Source organism: Mycobacterium sp. RTGN5 (genome assembly GCF_033804465.1).
GTDB lineage: Bacteria > Actinomycetota > Actinomycetes > Mycobacteriales > Mycobacteriaceae > Mycobacterium.
In genome coordinates, this window is sequence record NZ_JAPZLA010000001.1 from 1567171 (window position 1) to 1586183 (window position 19013).

Consider the following 19013-nt stretch of genomic DNA (forward strand, 5'->3'; position numbering starts at 1 on the left):
TCCTCAACGTGACTCTAAGAACGTTATTTAAAAATAGGTTCGCACGGCAGTGTAGGCGGCGCTTGTTCGACACGAACCAGCTGGTACCCCTACTAATGAGTAAGTTTCGATCTCTAGCGGAGCAATCGGATCGGGTCTGTGCGGATTGCCTCGGCCGCTTCCTGCAGTAGCCGCCTGTCGTGCACGTCGTCGTGGTAACTGAGCGTCACGCTGCGTTCGTGACCGATCATGCCGCTGAACACCGAAATGTCGGCCGGTGCCCACGGCTGCAAGGCCGCATTGATCGACCGGGGGCGGCCCGGAATCCACGGCAGGTTCTCGAAGGGGGACAGCCTGCCGACGTCGGAGTAGGCCAGTTCCACGCGGGTCTGCGGCGGCGCCTGGTGCGCGCGTGTCGCGCTGAGCGGGGCGGCCAGGTTGCGCGTTGATGTGGAGGTCAGGGCGAGCAAGGGCAGCGCCGCATCCAGGCGGGCTTTCACCGCGGCGTCGATCGCGCCGATGGGCGCCTCCGGCGCGGCCTGGACGCTCAGCCCGGAGATGAAGTTGGCGTTGACTCGCTCATGGGGACGCAGGTAACGACGGCAGTCGACGACGAGCCGGAGGGTGTCGGTCAGGGGCAGGCCCGCCTGAGCCAGGGCGGTGCGGATGATGGCCAGCCAGGTGACGGCTCGGCTGATGCCGGCGGCATCAGCCGCCCGCCACCGGTCGACTTCGCGTTCGGTGGACGCGTCGATGTGGATCACCTCCACTGCAGCAGAGGGCAGATCGGTTGCGGGCGCGTGCGGGGACGATCGGAGCCGGCCGGGGATGGGGCGGTGCCTGGCTTCACTCACGGCGCTCCGTAGTCGGCCTGGGCTGGCGAACGTGTTGGTCAGCGCGTGAAGGACGGGGATCGAAGTGTCCGGATCCTTCAACCACTTCGACTCATTCCCGTCAATGAGATCGAAAAGCGTTGTTATGCAATCGATGTAGAGGCGTGCATCGCCGAGGCCATGGTCGATGTCGAAGGCGATGTGACGGTCGGAGAGGTAAACGTCGACGGGACCGCGCGGGACGGCAAGGGCGCGGATGTGGTCGAGCACCGCGGTGGTGCCACGATCGGCGACCTCGGCGGGCACCTCGCGAATAGTGGGCGCGGACTCGGCATTCCAGCTCCACCTCCATGCCCGCGAATCGGGGATCAGTCCGAGCCGGGTGTGCGGTCCTGACCGGGTGATGGTGCCCAGCGCCGCCGCCACCTGTTCGCGGGGCGGAACGACGACGTTCTCCAGGCAGCCCACGTACCGTGTCCCCGCCATCAGCCGATCAAGGCCACTGGCGTTACTACGCCGAAGCAATGGGGCCCCCGTTACGCCGTGGCCCGCAGACGGCGCTTGATCCGAGCCAGCATCGCCGACATGCCGCGCAGCCGCAGTGGACTGATCAGTGCCGCCAGACCCAGCTCGGAGTAGAAGTCGTCGGGTACCGCCAGGATGTCGGTGGCCGACTGTCCGTCGAGCCCGGCCGCAAGAATCGAGGCGAAACCACGGGTGGTCGGCGCCTCGGCGGGCGCGCTGAAGAACAACCGCACATGGTCGGCATCGGAGGCGTCGACGTGCAGGAAGAGCGGCGACTGGCATTCCGGTACCGGTTCCATCGCCGCCTCCTCGAGGTCGGCGGGCAATGCCGGCAATTCATTGGCGAACTCCAGCAGCAGCGTGAGTTTGTCCTGACCCTGCACCTCGCCGAAGTCGGACACGACCTCCGCAAGCGGCGCCGGCATCGTCATGACGCTCCGGGCACGGATCCCGGCTCAACACCGGCGACGACGGGCACCCGCACCGTGTTGCCCCATTCCGTCCAGGAGCCGTCGTAGTTGCGCACGCCGGGAATGCCGAGCAGGTAGGTGAGCACGAACCAGGTGTGGCTGGACCGTTCACCGATGCGGCAGTAGGCGATGATGTCGTCACCGGGCTCGACGAACGAGTAGATCTCTTCCAGCTCGGCGCGATTGCGGAACCGGCCGCTCTCGTCGGCGGCTTTGGCCCATGGCACCGACACCGCGGTGGGGATGTGGCCGCCGCGCAGCGCACCCTCCTCGGGGTAGTCCGGCATGTGGGTGCGTTCGCCGGTGTACTCCTGGGGTGAACGGACGTCGATGAGCGTCGAATGACCAAGCGAGCCAAGCACATCGTCCTTGTAGGCCCGGATGGCCGCGTCGTTGCGCTCGACGACCGGGTAGGCGGAACCGGTCTTGCTCGGCACGTCGAGCGTGGTGTCGCGGCCGTCGGAGATCCACAGATCGCGGCCGCCGTTGAGTAGCCGAACATCTTGGTGGCCGAACAGTGTGAACACCCACAGCGCGTACGCGGCCCACCAGTTGCTCTTGTCGCCATAGATCACGACGGTGTCGTCGCGGGAGATGCCCTTGCGGTTCATCAGCTCGGCGAACTGCGCGCCATTGATGTAGTCACGCACGTGCGGGTCGTTGAGGTCGGTGTGCCAGTCGATCTTGACCGCGCCGGGGATGTGGCCGATGTCGTAGAGCAACACGTCTTCGTCGGACTCCACGATGGCCAGTCCGGCAGTGCCCAGGTGCGCCGACAGCCAGTCGGCGGTGACCAGGCGCTCCGGGTGGGCGTAGTCCTTCAGGGCGGGGCTGGGATCTGCGGGAAGCGGCACGACGACGAGCCTACCGCCGATCAGCGGACCGGATTGGCCGCCCACAGGTCGCCGATCGCCAGCCCGACGTCGTTGAACAGCCGATGCGTCACCGACAGACCGAGGCCCACCACGTTGGACGGATCGCCGTCGATGCCGTCGACGAACCAGCCGCCGAGCCCGTCGAGGGTGAACGCACCCGCGACCTGCAGCGGCTCACCGCTGGCGAGGTAAGCCGCGAGGTCGGTGGGGCTGGGGTTGGCGAACCGCACGCGGGTGACCGCCGCCTGGGTAGCGGTGTGCGCAGCGGCGCCGTGCAACACCCGGATGACGCAATGTCCGGTGTAGAGCAGGCCGTCCCGGCCGGCCATCGAATCCCATTGCAGCGCAGCCTGTTCGGGTGTACCTGGCTTGCCGGACAGTCGGCCGTCGACGTAGAGCATCGAATCACAGCCGATCACAACGCAATCCGCGGCGACGTCACGGTCCAGGGCCTGGTGTACGGCGTCGGCCTTGGCCTGTGCCAGGGCGCTGACGACCTCACCGGGTTCGGCGTCCGACCCCAGGCGCGCGACAATCGCGTCCTCGTCGACTCCGGACACGACGACCACTGGGTCGATGCCGGCGCTACGCAGTATGCGCAGCCGGCCGGTGGACGCCGAGCCCAGAACGACTCGGGTCATCGTGATTGATGCTCTTCGCGCAAGCGGCTCATCGCCGCAGGTGCAGCCGTTCCAGCAGCGTGACCCGCTGCCAGCTGGAGATCCCGTAGCGCAGTTTGTCGACGGGATGGCCCCACAGGTTGAGCTCCTGCGGACCCGGCGCCGCGGCGCCGCCACTCGCGGCGGCCAACACGGTGACCAGAGCGGCGATGTCCACGTCGCTCGGGTTGCCCTTCTCGATGCGGATCTCCGGAGTCAGCGGCTCCGGGTTGTCGAGGGTGATGTCGCGCGGATCGCTGAGCTCGGTGATGTCCTCGTGCTTGCTCACGAGCGAAGCCCTTTCGTCACAGTGGGATGTTCCCGTGCTTCTTCGGCGGAACCTGAACGACCTTGCGTTCCAACAGCCGTAGCGCGGTCGCGATGTAGCCGCGGGTGTGCGACGGCGGGATCACGGCGTCGACGTACCCGCGCTCGGCGGCGATGTACGGGTTCACCAACGTGTCCTCGTAGGTCTGCTGCAATTCGAGGCGCAGGGCATTGACGTCCTTACCCTCGGCGGCCGCGTCCTTGAGGTCCTTGCGGTAGACGAAGCCGACCGCACCCGAGGCGCCCATGACCGCGATCTGGGCCGTCGGCCAGGCGAGGTTGACGTCGCAACCCATGTCCTTGGAACCCATGACGCAGTAGGCGCCGCCGTAGGCCTTGCGGGTGATGACGGTGACCTTGGCGACGGTGGCCTCGCCGTAGGCGTAGAGCAGCTTGGCGCCGCGCCGGATGATGCCGTTGTACTCCTGCTCGGTGCCCGGCAGGAAGCCCGGCACGTCGACGAGCATCACGATCGGGATGTTGAAGCAATCGCAGGTCCGTACGAACCGGGCGGCCTTCTCAGAGGCGTTGATGTCCAGGCAACCGGCGAACTGGGTGGGCTGGTTGGCCACGATCCCGACGGGGCGGCCGTCGATGCGTCCGAAGCCGACGATGATGTTCTGTGCGTAGCCCGCCTGGACCTCGAGGAACTCGTCGTCGTCGAGGATGCGGGTGATGACCTCGTGCATGTCGTACGGCTGGTTCGGCGAATCCGGGATCAGCGTGTCGAGTTCGAGGTCCTCGTCGGTGAGGTTGTCCTCGATGGCGCCCGGGTGCGGCGGCGCCGGGTAGCGCGGCGGTTCGGCGTAGTTGTTCGGCGGCAGGTAGCTCAGCAGGTCGCGGACGTAGTCCAGGGCATCCTGCTCGCCGGAGGCGACGTAGTGAACGGTGCCGGACTTGGCCATGTGGGTGTGGGCGCCGCCCAGATCCTCCATGGTGACGTCCTCACCGGTCACGGTCTTGATGACGTCGGGCCCGGTGATGAACATCTGGCTGGTCTGGTCGACCATGATCACGAAGTCGGTCAGCGCGGGAGAATAGACGTGACCGCCCGCGGCCGCGCCCATGATCAGCGAGATCTGCGGCACCACACCGGAAGCCAGGATGTTGTTGCGGAAGATCCGGCTGTAGAGGCCGAGCGAGACCACACCCTCCTGGATGCGGGCGCCCGCGCCGTCGTTGATGCCGATCAGGGGGCGCCCGGTCTTGATCGCCAATTCCTGGACCTTGACGATCTTTTCGCCGTAAACCTCGCCGAGGCTGCCGCCGAACACCGTGGCGTCCTGGCTGAAGAGGCAGACCTCGCGGCCGTCGATCGTGCCGTAGCCGGTCACCACACCGTCGCCGACGGGCCGGTTCTCGGCCAGCCCGAAGTTGGTGCTGCGGTGCCGGGCCAGCGCGTCGAGCTCGACGAACGAGCCCTCGTCGAGCAGTGCCAGGATGCGTTCCCGGGCGGTGAGCTTGCCCTTGGCGTGCACCTTTTCCACGGCGGTCTCGCCAACGGGATGCAGCGATTCATCGGCGCGCCGACGCAGATCGGCCAGCTTGCCTGCGGTGGTGTGGATGTCGATCGTGTGGCCGCCGGCGGCCGGTTCGGTAACGCTCGTCATGGGTGTCGATGTTATCGGCCGGGGTTCCTTCTTCGTTGGGTGGCCGTCGGCACGGTAAGTCGGGGCTCTCAGTTGGCGCCGCGCGACGCGGTCCGCTCTCACATCCCGACTAATTTTCCGCAAATTCTCTCTATTGATGCTGGCGTCCCATTTCTGGGAGACTCAGCACCCGGATGGGTCACGTTTCAAACTGTGGGCTTCGACTCATTTGTCATATATGGCAAATCTATGGATCGGATTGCTATCCCCTGTGAACTGCCTGTATAGCGAAACATCGCGGAAATTTACGGCGGCGCAGTTAATAAGTATGGGCTGGCTTATGTTTTAGATCACATCACAGTGCCGACCGTCCGCTATCGGTTGCCGCTTCTAACCAAAAGTAGCTAGGGTTTGTCCGAGCGAACAAATGCCGGTTCCTGTCAGCACGAAATCAATCGCGAAATCGTGATCTGACGCCCGGCAGGGCAAATCGGTGCACCGCCGCCGCGGGGAGCGGAGTGCGGGACTGGATCGAGGTTGCGTGAGTTGTCGTCTTTGTGGTTCTGATCGGCTTGTCAGCGTGCTCGACCTGGGCGCGACGCCGCCCTGCGAACGGTTTTTGAGCGCCGATGAACTCGACGCGCCCGAGCCGACCTTCCCGTTGCATCTCCGTCTCTGCGACAAGTGCCTGCTCCTGCAGATCCCGGCGCTGATCACCCCCGAGGACACCTTCACCGAGTACGCGTATTTCTCGTCGTTCTCCGACAGCTGGGTTCAGCACGCCAGGACCTTCGTCGACGACGCAGTGACCCGGCTCGATCTCGGACCGCAATCGTTCGTCGTCGAAGTGGCCAGCAATGACGGGTACCTGCTCCAGCACGTCGTGACGGCGGGCGTCCCGTGTCTCGGGATCGAGCCATCGCAGAACGTGGGTGCGGCAGCCCGCGACCGCGGGGTGCCGACCCGGACCGATTTCCTCGACGAGGGTGTCGCCCGCGCGGTGGTTGATGAGCACGGCTCCGCAGACCTGGTGGTCGCCAACAACGTGTACGCACACGTCCCGGACATCATCGGGTTCGGAAAGGCCTTGCGGGCCTTACTTGCCGACGACGGCTGGCTGAGCATCGAGGTTCACCACGCGCTCAACCTCGTCACGCTCGGGCAGTTCGACACCATCTACCACGAGCATTTCCAGTACTACACCGTGCTTTCGGCGACCAGGGCGCTTGCCGCCGCCGGGCTGCGCGTCGTCGATGCCGAACTGATCCCCACTCATGGCGGCTCGATCCGGCTGTGGGCGCGCCCCGACTGCCAAGCGGTCGAGCCCACTTCACGGTTCTTCGACATCCTGAGCATGGAGAAGCGCGCCGGGCTGCACGACATCACGGGCTATCTGGGCCTGAGCTCGCAGACCGAGGCGTTGCGCCACGAGCTGCTGCGATTCCTCCTCGACTGCAAGGCGGCGAACCGGCGCGTGGTCGGCTACGGCGCGCCAGGCAAGGGCAACACGTTGTTGAACTACTGCGGAATCCGCAGCGATCTACTGGAATACACGGTTGATCGCAATCCGTACAAGCATGGCCGGTTCACCCCCGGCACCCGCATTCCGATCCTGGAGCCGGGCGCGATCGCTCAGGACCGCCCCGACGTGGTGCTCGTGCTGCCCTGGAATCTGGAAGCCGAGATCACCGAACAGCTTTCGTATATCGCCGATTGGGGTGGCGAGCTGGTCTACCCCCTGCCGACCTTGCACGTGGTGAGTAGGAAACCGGAAGTCGTTGGGAGTCATGCCAGATGAAAGTTGTCTTGTTCTGCGGTGGGTACGGCATGCGGATGCGCAACACCGTCCACGACGACATCCCCAAGCCGATGCAGATGGTCGGGCCACGGCCGCTGCTGTGGCATGTGATGCGTTACTACGCGCATTTCGGACACACCGAGTTCATCCTGTGCCTCGGCTACGGCGCCTCGCGCATCAAGGACTATTTCCTGGAGTACCGGGAGACGGAGTCGAACGATTTCGTCATGCGTGACGGCGGGGTTCAGCTGCTCGACACCGACATCAGCGATTGGACGATCACGTTCGTCGACACCGGACTGGAATCGCCGATCGGGGAGCGCCTTCGGCGAGTGCGCGAACATCTCGACGGCGACGAATACTTCCTGGCCAACTACGCCGATGTGCTGACCGACGCACGGCTCGACGACATCGTGGACAAGTTCCACGCCTCCGGCGCCGTGGTGTCGATGATGCTGGTGCCGCCACAGCAGTCGTTCCACTGCGTCGAGGTCAAAGAGTCCGGTGAGGTCAAGGACATCGTTCCCGTCGCCAACTTTCCGATCTGGATCAACGGCGGCTTCTTCGTTCTCTCCCAGGAGGTTTTCGACTATCTGCCCCCTGGCGGGGATCTAGTCGCCGACGCCTGCGAGACGCTCGCCGGGATGGGCCGGCTGTTCGGGTACCGGCACGAGGGTTTCTGGAAGCCGGCCGACACGTTCAAGGAGCGGGCCGAACTCGACGAGGGCTATCGCCACGGCGAGCGACCGTGGGCGTTGTGGGAGCCCGCGCATGCGTGAACTCCTCGCCGGCGACGTCGATGAGATAGCGGTGGTCGGGGCGCACTGCGACGACATCGCGATCGGCATGGGTGGCACTCTGCTGTCGCTCTCGGCTGACCGGCCAGGTCTGCGGGTGCATGCGTTGGTGCTGTCGGGTGGCGGCGGCGAGCGCGAGTCGGAGGAGCGTGCGGCGCTCGAGGCGTTCTGCCCCGGCGCCTCGGTGCGAGTGACGGTCTTGGATATCCCAGACGGCCGGACGCCTGCGCACTGGCAGCAGGTGAAGGAGGCGCTGCACGCGTTTCGCCAATCCTGTGATCCAGCGGTGGTTTTCGGCACGCAACGCCACGACGCGCACCAGGATCACCGGTTGCTCGCCGAGCTGCTGCCCACAGAATTCCGCGACCACTTGATCCTCGGATACGAGATCCTGAAGTGGGAAACCGACACTCCTCAGCCGACTCTGTTTCACCCGCTGCCACTGGGTGTCGCCGAGGAAAAGGCCCGCCTGTTGATCAAGCACTACCCGTCGCAGTCGATGCACGACTGGTTCGACGAAGAGGCATTCCTCGGCTTGTCGCGGTTGCGCGGTGTGCAGTGCCGCAGCCGGCATGCCGAGGCATTCACGTCAGAGAAGATCTCGCTGCGATTCTCGCCTGCATTGGGAGGCCATTAATGCTTGTACTCGTCACGGGCCACCAGGGCTACCTCGGCACGGTCATGGTCGGGGTGCTGCGGGCGGCCGGCCACGACGTGATCGGGCTTGACGCAGGCTATTTCGCCGATTGCATACTGGGCCCCACACCGGACGATCCGCCCCAGATCGGTGGGCGCGGCGCGGTTGATCTGCGCGACATCACGGCAGCCGATCTGGTGGGAGTGGACGCGGTCGTGCACTTGGCGGCCTTGTCCAACGACCCGCTCGGCGATCTTGCGCCGGACGTCACCTACGAGATCAATCATCGTGCTTCGGTTCAGCTGGCCCACGCCGCCAAAGCGGCCGGGGTCTCGCGATTCCTGTATGCCTCGACGTGCTCGGTGTATGGATCGGCGGGTGACGACCTGGTCGACGAGGACGCGCCGCTTCGGCCGCTGACGCCGTATGCGGAAAGCAAAGTCTGGGTGGAGGACGATCTCCTGAAGATCGCCGACCCCGGCTTCGCGCCGGTATTCCTGCGCAACGCCACGGCTTTCGGCTTCTCGCCACGCCTGCGCGCCGACATCGTGCTCAACAACCTGGTTGGGCACGCGGTCCTGTCCGGCGTGGTGAAGGTGCTGTCCGACGGCACGCCGTGGCGGCCGTTGGTGCACGCCGAGGACATCGCCCGAGCCTTCGCCGCGTGCTTGACCGCGCCGGTGGATGCGATTTGGTGCCAGGCGTTCAACATCGGCACCGAGGCCAACAACCTCACGGTGGCCGAGATCGCCCAAGCGGTGACCGACGTCGTCCCCGCGGCCGAATTGCGCATCACCGGTGAAACGGGGGCGGATCCGCGGTCCTACCGCGTCGATTTCGCCAAGGCGCGCGGCCGGCTGGGATATGAGGCCCAATGGTCGGTGGCTGCCGGTGCCGCGGAGTTGTACGGCAGGTACACCGCTCACGGGCTCACCGAGGCGGCGTTCGCCGGTCAGTTCACCCGGTTGGCGCGGCTGAAGGCGCTTCGTCAGTCGGGTGTGCTCGACGAGGCGATGTTCACCGGAGGTCGAGTTGGCTGACCAACTCGCGCCAGCTGCCCGCCGCGCGGTCTCGTGCCGAGACGGCGGTGGGCGCAAGGGGCCACGAGATCGCGAGGTCGGGATCGTCGAATGCGACCCCCAGATCTTCGGTCGGATCATGGGGACGATCGATCCGGTAACAGACATCGGCGGTCGGCGTGAGCGCCTGAAAGCCGTGCAGAAATCCTTGCGGCACATAGAGGTGGACAAAGTCGGTGTCGTCGAGCTGGACCGACACCTGGTGCCCGAAAGTCGGCGAGCCAGGCCGGATGTCGACGACGACGTCGTGAACGGCGCCGTTGGCGCAGCGGACGAGTTTGGCTTCACCGCGTCCCGAACGGCCGTGCATGCCGCGGATCGTGCCCTGCACCGAACGGGATTGGGAATCCTGGATGAACGATGCGCTGAAGCCGGGCGTGCCGAGGTAGTCGTCGAAGATCTCGGCGTCAAACGTTCGGGTGAAGAGACCCCGTTCGTCGAAGAAGGGCTGAGGAACGAGAACGACGAGGCCGGCGATGTCGGTTTGCCTGATCTGCACGGGGCCATGTTGCCATGACTCGCTGCCGAGGATGCCGTAGTTCCGCCCTCACTCCCGTGTTGGATCTCGGGCGTGTGCCTGCTCAGGATTTCTTCCCCCTTGCCACCGATCCCGTTGCGCCCGAGGAATCGTCGCACCCGTTGGCGATGACCCTGTGCGTATCGTGCGGTCTGGCACAGCTGGCCGAGGACGACACCGCGACCGATGAGCCCCGCGGCGTCGAGCCGCAGGCCTTGCGACGTCAGGCTTCCGACGCCGTGAGCCGGGTGGCCGCAGCAGAGCTGTTGCGTGGGTCGACGGTGCGTGAGTTCGGCAGCCCGCACGGTGGGACCTGGCTGCCGCTGCTTGCCGGATACGGATTCGAACAGGCGGAGGTCGCCGACGTCGTCCTGGACAGCTTCGGCTTGATGCACGAACCCGATCAGCAGGGCGCGTTCGCACGCCGCGCCGCCGCCACCGCGAAAGACGGTGTGCTCCTGATCCAGTACCACTCACTGGCGACGATCGTCGGCAAGAACCAATGGAATTCGCTGCGGCACGGCCACTATGCCTACTACTCGACGACCGCGGTGCTCGGTCTACTGGATCAGGCCGGGTTGAGCGCGGTCGACGCGTGGGAGTTCGACCTCTACGGCGGCACGGTTTTGGTGGCCGCGAGGCACGGTTATGTGAGTCCGCCCGACTCCGTGCGCCGCATTCTGGCCGGCGAGTTGGCGATCACCGATCCCGCAGCCGTCGGACACCTGCAACGCGCCGCCGACAACCACCGCCGGGCCCTGCGGGATTGGCTCGAGCAACAGGCAGCGCAAGGGCGCCGAGTCTTCGCCTATGGCGCTGCATCCCGTGCGGTGGCGCTTTTTGCGCTGGCCGGGGTCACCAGCAGGCTCGTCGCGGCGGTCGCCGACGCGTCCAGCGCCAAGCAGGGCCGCCGCATGCCAGGAACGGATGTACCGATCATCGCACCGAGCGAACTCGTTGCCGCGGAACCAGATTGTGTCCTACTCACGCTGCCTGACCTTCTCGACGAGGTTTCGGTCGCCTACCCCCAGCTCACCGGACGGTGGATCAGCGATGACCACTTCATGACAGGCGAGCCCACCCTGCAGTTTCTTGATCGAGAGGAAAGTCATCCATGACAAACGTCATCGGAATCTGGGAAGCGACGTCGCACACGGTGCGGCGGCCGACCATCTCGGTCGTGATACCCGCGCTGAACGAAGAGCGCAACCTGGCCTACATCGCTTCGCGGCTGCCGCACGATGTCGACGAGATCGTCTTCGTCGATGGGGCTTCAGTGGACAAAACGGCGTTGGTGGCCCGCGAGCTGTGGCCCGACGGTGTGCACCTGCGGCAGACCCGTAAGGGCAAGGGCAATGCGTTGGCATGTGGGTTCGCGGCCGCCTCGGGCGACATCGTCGTGATGATCGATGCCGACGGCAGTACCGACCCGGCAGAGATCCCGCGCTTCGTCGGCGCCCTCGTCTCGGGCAAGGACTTCGCGAAGGGCTCACGCTTCGTTCAGGGTGGCGGCAGCAGCGACATCACCCGGCTACGGCGCGTTGGCAACTGGGGTCTCAACGCCTTGGTCAACACCTTGTTCGCCACCAAGTACACCGACCTGTGCTACGGCTACAACGCGTTCTGGCGGGACTGCCTCGATGTGATGGACCTGCCCGATACCGAGGCGCCGGGCCCGCAGTGGGGTGACGGATTCGAGATCGAGTCGCTGATCAATGTGCGCGTCGCGGCCAGCGGGATGCAGATCGCCGAAGTCAGCAGCTACGAGTGCGACCGCATCCACGGTGCCAGCAATCTGAACGCCGGCAAGGACGGTCTGCGGATCTTGTGGACCATCCTCCAGGAATTTCAGCGGGCCCGCCGACGAGGGTGGAAGCGCGGTGCACGAACCGAGGGCGAGAGAGTCACGGCGGCTTCGCGCTACCTGCTCGATCAGTCCTTGTCCGACGTACGGCCGGCCTGAGACGGATGGGGGGATCGACTGTGAGCCAAGTGATGTCGTCAGAAATCCCTAACGAGTCAGAGGCGGGTTTCAAGCGTCCAAAGGTGTCACTGTGCATCCCGGCTTTCCAGGCCGGCCCGTTCCTGCGCGACACGCTCGACAGCGTGCTGGCACAGGATTTCCCCGACCTCGAGATCGTCGTCGTCGACAACAACAGCACCGACGAAACACCGTTGATCCTCGACAGGATCACCGACCTGCGCGTCCGGGTGATCCGCAACCCGACCACCCTGTCGGCCGAAGACAACCACAACCTCGCGGTGACGCTCAGCCGCGGCGAGTTCGTCAAGGTGATCAGCGCCGACGACACGCTCAAACGCAACTGCGTCGCCGCCCAGGCGGCCGTGCTCGAGAACAACCCCGACGTGACCGTGGTGGCCAGCCGAACCGACTTCATCGACGATGCCGGGGCTCTGCTCTTCGCCGCCAGAGGGTTGCGCGGCATCCTGGGACGCCAAACCGGTCAGCGGGTGATCCGTCAGATCGTCCGCAGCGCAAAGAACCCGGTCGGTGCCCCCGTGTCAGTCATGTTCCGGCGCAGTGATTTCGACCGGTGTGGCGGCTTCTGCGGACCCAACCTGTTTACGCTCGATATGGACCTGTGGACCCGATTGCTGGGATTCGGACACTTCTACGGCATGCCCGAGACGCTGGCTGCGTATCGCATCCGGGGCGGCTCACTGACCGCATTGACCTCCGCACGATCGCAACTGGCGCAGCAGGACAGATTCACCCGCCGGCTCATCGACGATCCGCACTGGGAAATCCCGTATGTCGACCAGTTGGTAGGGAAGCTGAATCGTTACGACGTTCTGCTCAAGCGCACGCTGCTGTTCAAGTTGAGTGGCCTGCGCGCGTCACGACGACAGCGGATGGGCTGACATGGCAGCCGAGTTGAGTCTGGTTTCCGCTGAGCGCAATACGGTGGCGCTGTCAGTGGTGATCTGTGCCTATACCACCGATCGCTGGGAGCGGCTGCGTCACGCGGTGGAGTCGGTGCTCACCGGCAGCGGCGACCCGGTGGATCTGATCGTGGTCATCGATCATTGCGACGAACTGCTGGACTCGGCGCGCCACCTTTACGGCGCCGACCACCGAGTTCGGGTGATACCGAACACCGAAACTCAGGGACTGTCGGGGGCGCGCAACACCGGTGTGCGCGCCGCGCGCGGCGACGTCGTGGCGTTCCTTGACGACGACGCGGTCGCGCAGCCGGGCTGGGGGGACGACCTGAGCAACCACTATCGCGACATGACGGTTGCGGGGGTCGGTGGGTACGCCAGCCCGGTGTGGCCCGATACCCGCCCCACCTGGTTGCCTGCTGAATTCGACTGGGTGGTCGGCTGCAGCTACGTCGGCCAGCCGAAGCGACTTGCCCAGGTGCGCAATCCGATCGGGTGCAACATGTCGCTGCGACGGTCGGTCTTCTTGGAAGTCGGTGGCTTCCGATCGGAGGTGGGCCGGGTGGGCGCAACGCCGGTCGGCTGTGAGGAAACCGAGTTGTTCATTCGCATCCGTACCGACGATGCAACCAACCAGGTGTTGTTCGACCCGAATATTCGGGTCGAACACCATGTCTCCGAAGACCGGACGACGCTTCGGTACTTCATCCGCAGGTGCTACCACGAAGGCCTGTCGAAGGCGGTTGTCACCGAACTGGCCGGGACGGCGGACGGATTGAGCAGCGAACGCTCATACGTGACGCGCGTGCTACCGATGGCTGTGGTACGCGAACTGATGTCGATGACACCCGACGGGGCGGCCCGCGCTGCGGCGATCTGCCTGGGCCTGGCCGCCACCACGGCGGGTTTCGTCCGGGCGAAGGTCCGCCGCCTGCTATCGAGGGACGCGCCGTGAACGCACACGATTCCGCTTGCCTGACGTTGGCCCCGGTCCTGCCGAATCCGGTGCAGCCGAGTTGGAGTGGCGCCATCTGGATCGGTGAGGTGTGGCTTGACGCCGTCGACTCCGCCGATGAGGCCAGTGTCAGTTCCGGTCGGCCTGCGGTGTGCCGGCTGCAGAACGCCGAGGGGTTTTCTCGGGCGCGCCTGCTGGTTCGGGATCGAGAACGGGCGGTCGGCTTCGTCGACCTCGACGTCACCGACGGTCAGGTCGCCTTTGCCGAATTGCGAAATCAAGTTGGTGCTCAACGGCATTCGTTGGAGCGCCCGGTGCGCGACCGTGCCGGCGCCGGGTCAGGGGAGTCCGATCACGTGACGGTGGTCATGTGCACTCGCGACCGCACCGACATGCTCAAGTCGGCGCTGCGGTCCGTTCTTGCCGCGACACATCCCAATTTCGAGGTACTCGTCGTCGACAACGCGCCACGCACCGATGCCACTCGCGACTATGTCACAAGCCTTGCGGCACCGCGGGTGCGGTTGATCACCGAACCGAGGCCTGGGCTATCCCGGGCCAGAAACACCGGCCTGCTGGCGGCCACCGGCAATATCGTGGCCTTCGTCGACGACGACGTCGTCGTTGACCCGGACTGGCTGAGCCTCCTCGTCCGAGGCTTCGGATACGGCGACTCGGTGGGCTGCGTGTCCGGGATGGTGCCCGCCGGCGAGTTGCGAACGCCCGCTCAGGCGTATTTCGAGAATCGGGCCGGCTGGTCTGAATCCGCCGACGCGCGACTTTTCGAGTGGTCCGAGGCGCCGCGCGATGTCCCACTGTTCCCCTTCGAGGTTCGGCACTATGGCACCGGCGCCAACTTCGCCGTCGACCGCCGGATGGTGTTGCGCCTGGGTGGATTCGACGAACGCCTCGGTGCAGGGACCCGGGTCAGTGGCGGTGAGGACATCGACATGTTCTTCCGCATCCTGCGCTCCGGCCGACAGCTGGTACGCGAACCGGCTGCGATCGCCTGGCATCGGCACCGGGCAACCGCCGAGGACCTTCGGTCCCAAACACGAGGCTACGGTTTGGGTTTGGGCGCCTGGCTGGCGAAGCTCGCCTCCGATCCGGCGATGGCGTTGCTCGCAGTGAAGACCGTCGTACGTCGCAGGCCGGCGTTGGTCCGTCATCTTCGATCCACGTCGCGTCGAGCCACGCCAGCGATCACCGTGAGAGCCGACCTACCGTCCGACATCGGCAGTGGGACGTGGCGATTCATCGCCGCGGGAGCGTGGGCTTACCTGGTCCGGGCACGCTGATGGTGACCGCGGACGTCGCCCCCCCGGCAGCGGGGCGCAACATGACCGTCAACTCGATATCGCTGATCGGGTCGAGCCTGCTGACCGGGATTCTGGGACTGGTTTTCTGGGGCGCCGCCGGCCGCTTGTATCCCGCCGCCGAAGTCGGCGTCGCGGCCGCGCTGATCACCTCGGCGTTGATGTTGTCCATGTTGTCGATGTTGAGCATCGACACGATCTACGAACGCTTTCTGCCGCTGGCCGGCGAGCGGGCGGGCTCAATGATCAAGTGGGGATACGTCACGGTCGCGGGTACCGCGTTGCTCGCCGGCTGGGCGCTCGTGCTTTTCGGACCGCGCGAGGAGTTGTTCAGTTCTCGTTGGGCGATGGTGTGCTACCCGCTGCTGGTGATGGTGTTGGCGGTGTTCACCCTGTTGGACAAGACCGCGGTCGGTCTCGGGGTGACGAAGTGGTCCGCGGTGAAGAATCTCGTTCACGCGATTGTGAAGCTGGCCCTGCTGTTCGCTCTCGTCTGGACCGGCAGTGGGGCATCCATCGTGCTTGCGTGGGGTGCGACGGCGGCTGCCGGCACGGTGTTGGTCCTGGCGGCCATGCGGCGCCGGTGGCGCACACACACCCAGTTCCACCAGCCGTCCGAGCTCCCGGCCCGTGCGCAGCTGCTGTCCTACATCGGGTCGTCCTTCGGGATCACGACACTGTGGATCATCGGGCCGCTGATCGTGCCGCTGGTGGTGGTGAGCAAGTTCGGCGCCGCGGCCAACGCGCACTTCGCGGTGACGTGGGCGATCATCAACGCCCTCTATTTCGCGGTGCATCTGGTGATGAGCCCGTTCGTCGCGGAGGTTGCGGCGCATCCGGACAAGGTGGCCGCACTATCCACTCGGATGGTCCAGATGATGGCGGTGGTGTCGCTCGTCGGTTCACTCGGACTGGTGCTGATCGGCCCGTACGTGCTGGACCTCATCGGCCCCGAGTATCGAGCGCAGGGAGAAGGACTGCTTGTGCTGGCGGCGTTGTTCGTGCCGCTGTCGGCGGTGAGCGCGGTCTACGAGGGATTTGCCCGGGTACGCCGCAAACTCACCCTGATGGTCGTCATGCGCTGTGTGGCCACGGTCATCGTGGTCGCGGGCACGCTGATGATCACGACCCGCACCGGCGTGATCGGCGTCGGTTGGGCATACCTTGCGGCCGAGGCGATTCCAGCGGTGATCCTGTTGCCGTTCGTGATTCGCATGCTGCGTAGCGCGCGGGTGGTCAGCGCCGGTTAGGCCGGGTACTGCCGGGCCCAGTCGACCGCCATCGAGGCGCCGCTGCCCAGGTCGTCACCGAAGTTGTCGAGCTGGATGCACAGGTGCATCGGGCCCGGCGGTAGGTGGGCGGGATCTCCTGTTTCCCACCACTGGACGCCGTCGACGAACACCGCGACGCGCTGAGGTGTCCATTCCACCGCCCAGCTGTGCCACTGGGTCGCATCGATGTGCACCGCACCCGAGTCGCGTTCGTCGTTCGGGCCGTAGTGAAGCCAGCCCTCGACGGATTGCCGGGTGGGATCGGCGATCTCCATGAAGTCGATTTCGCCACCGACGGGCCAATTCTCGGCGTCCGGCCACAGCAGCAGCAGCGAGTGATAGTCGGGGCCCGACGGTGACGACTTGACGCAGGCCTCCCAGCGACCGTGCAGCTGCCCCGGCAACCAAGCCATGCCGCCCGAGTTCCCTTGGGAATCACCGGTGATCGTCAACGTTCCGTTGGCCGCCGAGATCGCCGACGGGGTGCGCCGACCATTGCCGTTGTGTCCCGGACCGTCGTAAAGGGACCACTGCCGAAGTGAGGCGGAGTCGGTGAAATTGTCGGTGCGGTTGGGCGCACCCCAGCCGTGGGCCGCAGCGGCGGTGTTCGGGCATTTGCCGTTCCCGGATTGGGCATCAGCGACCGGGCGCAGCAGGGCGGCCGATCCGACCGCGAGCACGAGTGTTCCCGCCACGACGCTGGTTAGTGACATCACCACGCGAAGGGCCCGCGAGATGGGGACTGACATGAGCTCCCTTGGTTCAACGACCCGGGCTCAGTCTACCCAGCGATCGTGTTCACGCCTGGCGCCCGAGCGACGTGACCCACTGCCACAGACCTGGCCCCCGGAAGCGGTTGCACTCGCACAACGCGCAGTCCGTTCCGCGTCGGTGATGCTCGTGCGCGGAACGGTCGTGTCCACACTTACAGAGCCGACGTCGCATAAGTGACGAACGATACGCCGCCACCGGCGACGCGAGTCTCATTCGGCCAGGTCGGTCGACCACGTTTCCCGCCGTCTTTGTGGCGACACGGCACGGGGAAATCCGGCCGAAATGTGTATTGCGTTGTTGCTGAAAAATATTCGTACGCCGGATATGCCTGACGAGGGCCGATTTCGTTCCGAGTTCAACTGTTACCAAAGTGATAAATGTGCCGGATATGAATATTGATACCCAGGAGCTTATTGTGATTTGGCTCTCACCCACCGTCAGAGCGCCGCCTTCAACGCGATGGGGCCACGATGTTCCGGTTGTGCTCGGCGACTGTTGCGGTCGTGGCAGTCGCGTGGGGTGCGGTGCTGGCCGTCGCGCCCCCGCAGGCAGGTGCTGCCGCAGGCGTGACATCGATTGAGGCGGAATCGATGACCGTCTCGACGACCAACGGTGCCAAGATCATCACCGACGCCAACGCCTCTGGCGGCAGGGCACTCGGCCTGACCGGAGCGGTGACGGTGTCGACGACTCTCGCTGTGCCGCAATCCGTCAGCGTCGTCATGCGCGCCAGGGGATTGCAGTGTTTCGGCGCCCCGGTTGCCGCGGTGATCGTCGACGGTGTGATCATCGGCCGCAGCCCCATCGCAGCGAGCAAGTGGACCGACTACACGGCAACCGCGAACATCCCGGCAGGATCGCACACGATCGCAGTGAAGTTCGCCAACCCGCAGTGGTTCTTCTGTGCTCGGGCGTTGTATGTCGACACCGTCAGTGTCGTGGCGTCGACGAGCACGCCGCCCCCGAGCGGCGACCTGACCGATGCCCCGGTGGCCGACCTCCCGGGTTGGAAACACGCTCTCGCCGACAACTTCACCCGCGATGCACCGCTGGGCAGTTGGGCCAACCCGTCAGACCCGAGCAAGGTGGTCTACGTGGGCTCTGATGGCCAGAAGTGGCTCACCTACCCGCAGACCTTCACCGACACCTATCAACATCGTCCGTACCGCCCCGACCAAGTGCTCAGCGTCTCGAACGGCACCCTGGATTACTTCCTGCACAACGTCGACGGCCAACCCGCGGGCGCGAACCCGTCGCCGATCCTGCCCAATGGCACCCAGTACCAGACCTACGGGCGCTACTCGGTCCGGCTCAAGGCCGACACGTCCACGCTGAGCGAGTACCACATCGCATTCCTGTTGTGGCCGCAGTCCGAACAGTGGCCCAACGACGGTGAAGAGGACTTCCCGGAAGGCGCCTTGTCATCGACGTCGAAGGCGTTCGCCCACTATGCCCGTGCGACCGGCGGCCAGGACGGCGCCGACACCGGCAAGGCATTCACCGATTGGCACGTGTACACCGTCGAATGGCTGCCGGGCCATGTCCGCTTCTACTTGGACGACACGTTGGTGCTCGACAGCACCAAATACGTTCCCAGCAAGCCCATGCGCTGGCAACTGCAGATCGAGACTGACGGGAACGGAACCAACAGCGGCCACGTGCTGGTCGATTGGGTTTCCATCTGGTCCTACGCGGGCAGCTGATGGGC

Annotated in this window: 19 protein-coding genes; 11 read left to right on the plus strand and 8 right to left on the minus strand. The window is 65.4% G+C overall.

Annotated elements, in window-relative coordinates; translation table 11 throughout:
* Nucleotides 1-113: 113 nt before the first annotated feature.
* From SLQ31_RS07665 to SLQ31_RS07690, 6 genes are read right to left on the minus strand one after another with little or no spacing between them, the layout of a single operon-like run.
* Nucleotides 114-1298, minus strand: coding sequence for a hypothetical protein (locus SLQ31_RS07665; protein WP_319431167.1), 1185 nt, complete (start codon nt 1296-1298; stop codon nt 114-116).
* A 50-nt stretch (nt 1299-1348) separates the two neighbouring features.
* A complete protein-coding gene (locus tag SLQ31_RS07670; RefSeq protein WP_319431168.1) occupies nt 1349-1768 on the minus strand; it encodes a SufE family protein in 420 nt (139 codons plus the stop codon).
* Nucleotides 1765-2661 (minus strand): sulfurtransferase, encoded by an 897-nt coding sequence (locus SLQ31_RS07675; RefSeq protein WP_319431169.1) that lies wholly within the window; start codon nt 2659-2661, stop codon nt 1765-1767. The genes SLQ31_RS07670 and SLQ31_RS07675 overlap by 4 nt, the downstream gene beginning before the upstream one ends.
* A gap of 20 nt (nt 2662-2681) precedes the next feature.
* On the minus strand, nt 2682-3323 hold the full coding sequence (locus SLQ31_RS07680) for a nucleoside triphosphate pyrophosphatase (protein WP_319431171.1): 642 nt from the start codon (nt 3321-3323) through the stop codon (nt 2682-2684).
* 28 nt (nt 3324-3351) lie between these two features.
* Nucleotides 3352-3630, minus strand: a complete 279-nt coding sequence (locus SLQ31_RS07685; protein ID WP_319431173.1) for an acyl-CoA carboxylase epsilon subunit — start codon at nt 3628-3630, stop codon at nt 3352-3354.
* A 16-nt stretch (nt 3631-3646) separates the two neighbouring features.
* Nucleotides 3647-5278, minus strand: a complete 1632-nt coding sequence (locus SLQ31_RS07690; RefSeq protein ID WP_319431175.1) for an acyl-CoA carboxylase subunit beta — start codon at nt 5276-5278, stop codon at nt 3647-3649.
* 520 nt (nt 5279-5798) lie between these two features.
* Here SLQ31_RS07690 and SLQ31_RS07695 point away from each other — a divergent pair.
* The 4 genes from SLQ31_RS07695 to SLQ31_RS07710 are packed head-to-tail and all read left to right on the plus strand — an operon-like array spanning nt 5799 to nt 9529.
* Complete coding sequence (locus tag SLQ31_RS07695) at nt 5799-7055, plus strand: class I SAM-dependent methyltransferase (protein WP_319431176.1); 1257 nt, start codon at nt 5799-5801, stop codon at nt 7053-7055.
* Nucleotides 7052-7834, plus strand: coding sequence for a sugar phosphate nucleotidyltransferase (locus SLQ31_RS07700; protein WP_319431178.1), 783 nt, complete (start codon nt 7052-7054; stop codon nt 7832-7834). The genes SLQ31_RS07695 and SLQ31_RS07700 overlap by 4 nt, the downstream gene beginning before the upstream one ends.
* Complete coding sequence (locus tag SLQ31_RS07705; protein ID WP_319431180.1) at nt 7827-8489, plus strand: PIG-L deacetylase family protein; 663 nt, start codon at nt 7827-7829, stop codon at nt 8487-8489. The genes SLQ31_RS07700 and SLQ31_RS07705 overlap by 8 nt, the downstream gene beginning before the upstream one ends.
* Nucleotides 8489-9529: an SDR family oxidoreductase gene (locus SLQ31_RS07710; protein WP_319431181.1), complete on the plus strand. Its 1041-nt coding sequence runs from the start codon at nt 8489-8491 to the stop codon at nt 9527-9529. The genes SLQ31_RS07705 and SLQ31_RS07710 overlap by 1 nt, the downstream gene beginning before the upstream one ends.
* Here SLQ31_RS07710 and rfbC read toward each other — a convergent pair.
* Entirely contained in the window at nt 9507-10067 is a 561-nt protein-coding gene (gene rfbC / locus SLQ31_RS07715; RefSeq protein ID WP_319431183.1) for a dTDP-4-dehydrorhamnose 3,5-epimerase, read from the minus strand. The two genes, SLQ31_RS07710 and rfbC, sit on opposite strands and share 23 nt — an antisense overlap.
* A gap of 14 nt (nt 10068-10081) precedes the next feature.
* Between rfbC and SLQ31_RS07720 the strand changes: the two genes are divergently transcribed.
* The 6 genes from SLQ31_RS07720 (at nt 10082) to SLQ31_RS07745 (ending at nt 16510) form a co-directional block, all read left to right on the plus strand.
* Entirely contained in the window at nt 10082-11203 is a 1122-nt protein-coding gene (locus SLQ31_RS07720; protein ID WP_319431185.1) for a methyltransferase domain-containing protein, read from the plus strand.
* Nucleotides 11200-12048: a glycosyltransferase family 2 protein gene (locus tag SLQ31_RS07725; RefSeq protein ID WP_319431186.1), complete on the plus strand. Its 849-nt coding sequence runs from the start codon at nt 11200-11202 to the stop codon at nt 12046-12048. The genes SLQ31_RS07720 and SLQ31_RS07725 overlap by 4 nt, the downstream gene beginning before the upstream one ends.
* An 83-nt stretch (nt 12049-12131) precedes the next feature.
* The gene (locus SLQ31_RS07730) at nt 12132-12968 is read left to right on the plus strand and encodes a glycosyltransferase family 2 protein (protein WP_319431187.1); all 837 of its coding nucleotides are present in this window, start codon (nt 12132-12134) and stop codon (nt 12966-12968) included.
* A gap of 1 nt (nt 12969) precedes the next feature.
* Complete coding sequence (locus SLQ31_RS07735; protein WP_319431189.1) at nt 12970-13944, plus strand: glycosyltransferase family 2 protein; 975 nt, start codon at nt 12970-12972, stop codon at nt 13942-13944.
* Nucleotides 13941-15242, plus strand: a complete 1302-nt coding sequence (locus SLQ31_RS07740) for a glycosyltransferase family 2 protein (RefSeq protein WP_319431191.1) — start codon at nt 13941-13943, stop codon at nt 15240-15242. The genes SLQ31_RS07735 and SLQ31_RS07740 overlap by 4 nt, the downstream gene beginning before the upstream one ends.
* 41 nt (nt 15243-15283) lie before the next feature.
* Nucleotides 15284-16510: a lipopolysaccharide biosynthesis protein gene (locus tag SLQ31_RS07745; protein ID WP_319431193.1), complete on the plus strand. Its 1227-nt coding sequence runs from the start codon at nt 15284-15286 to the stop codon at nt 16508-16510.
* Here SLQ31_RS07745 and SLQ31_RS07750 read toward each other — a convergent pair.
* Nucleotides 16507-17280 carry a glycoside hydrolase family 16 protein gene (locus SLQ31_RS07750; RefSeq protein WP_319431195.1) on the minus strand — a complete coding sequence of 258 codons (774 nt, stop codon included), beginning with the start codon at nt 17278-17280 and terminating at the stop codon, nt 16507-16509. The genes SLQ31_RS07745 and SLQ31_RS07750 overlap by 4 nt on opposite strands.
* Nucleotides 17281-17808: 528 nt before the next feature.
* Between SLQ31_RS07750 and SLQ31_RS07755 the strand changes: the two genes are divergently transcribed.
* Nucleotides 17809-19008, plus strand: coding sequence for a carbohydrate-binding domain-containing protein (locus SLQ31_RS07755; protein WP_319431197.1), 1200 nt, complete (start codon nt 17809-17811; stop codon nt 19006-19008).
* The last annotated feature ends 5 nt before the right edge of the window (nt 19009-19013 follow it).

Bases quoted from the DNA above. Each gene is read 5' to 3' on its own strand.
- SLQ31_RS07665 (WP_319431167.1), bottom strand. From the start codon at position 1,298: ATGGCGGGGACACGGTACGTGGGCTGCCTGGAGAACGTCGTCGTTCCG.
- SLQ31_RS07670 (WP_319431168.1), bottom strand. From the start codon at position 1,768: ATGACGATGCCGGCGCCGCTTGCGGAGGTCGTGTCCGACTTCGGCGAG.
- SLQ31_RS07680 (WP_319431171.1), bottom strand. From the start codon at position 3,323: ATGACCCGAGTCGTTCTGGGCTCGGCGTCCACCGGCCGGCTGCGCATA.
- SLQ31_RS07690 (WP_319431175.1), bottom strand. From the start codon at position 5,278: ATGACGAGCGTTACCGAACCGGCCGCCGGCGGCCACACGATCGACATC.
- SLQ31_RS07700 (WP_319431178.1), top strand. From the start codon at position 7,052: ATGAAAGTTGTCTTGTTCTGCGGTGGGTACGGCATGCGGATGCGCAAC.
- SLQ31_RS07705 (WP_319431180.1), top strand. From the start codon at position 7,827: ATGCGTGAACTCCTCGCCGGCGACGTCGATGAGATAGCGGTGGTCGGG.
- SLQ31_RS07710 (WP_319431181.1), top strand. From the start codon at position 8,489: ATGCTTGTACTCGTCACGGGCCACCAGGGCTACCTCGGCACGGTCATG.
- SLQ31_RS07720 (WP_319431185.1), top strand. From the start codon at position 10,082: ATGACTCGCTGCCGAGGATGCCGTAGTTCCGCCCTCACTCCCGTGTTG.
- SLQ31_RS07725 (WP_319431186.1), top strand. From the start codon at position 11,200: ATGACAAACGTCATCGGAATCTGGGAAGCGACGTCGCACACGGTGCGG.
- SLQ31_RS07735 (WP_319431189.1), top strand. From the start codon at position 12,970: ATGGCAGCCGAGTTGAGTCTGGTTTCCGCTGAGCGCAATACGGTGGCG.
- SLQ31_RS07745 (WP_319431193.1), top strand. From the start codon at position 15,284: ATGACCGTCAACTCGATATCGCTGATCGGGTCGAGCCTGCTGACCGGG.
- SLQ31_RS07750 (WP_319431195.1), bottom strand. From the start codon at position 17,280: ATGTCAGTCCCCATCTCGCGGGCCCTTCGCGTGGTGATGTCACTAACC.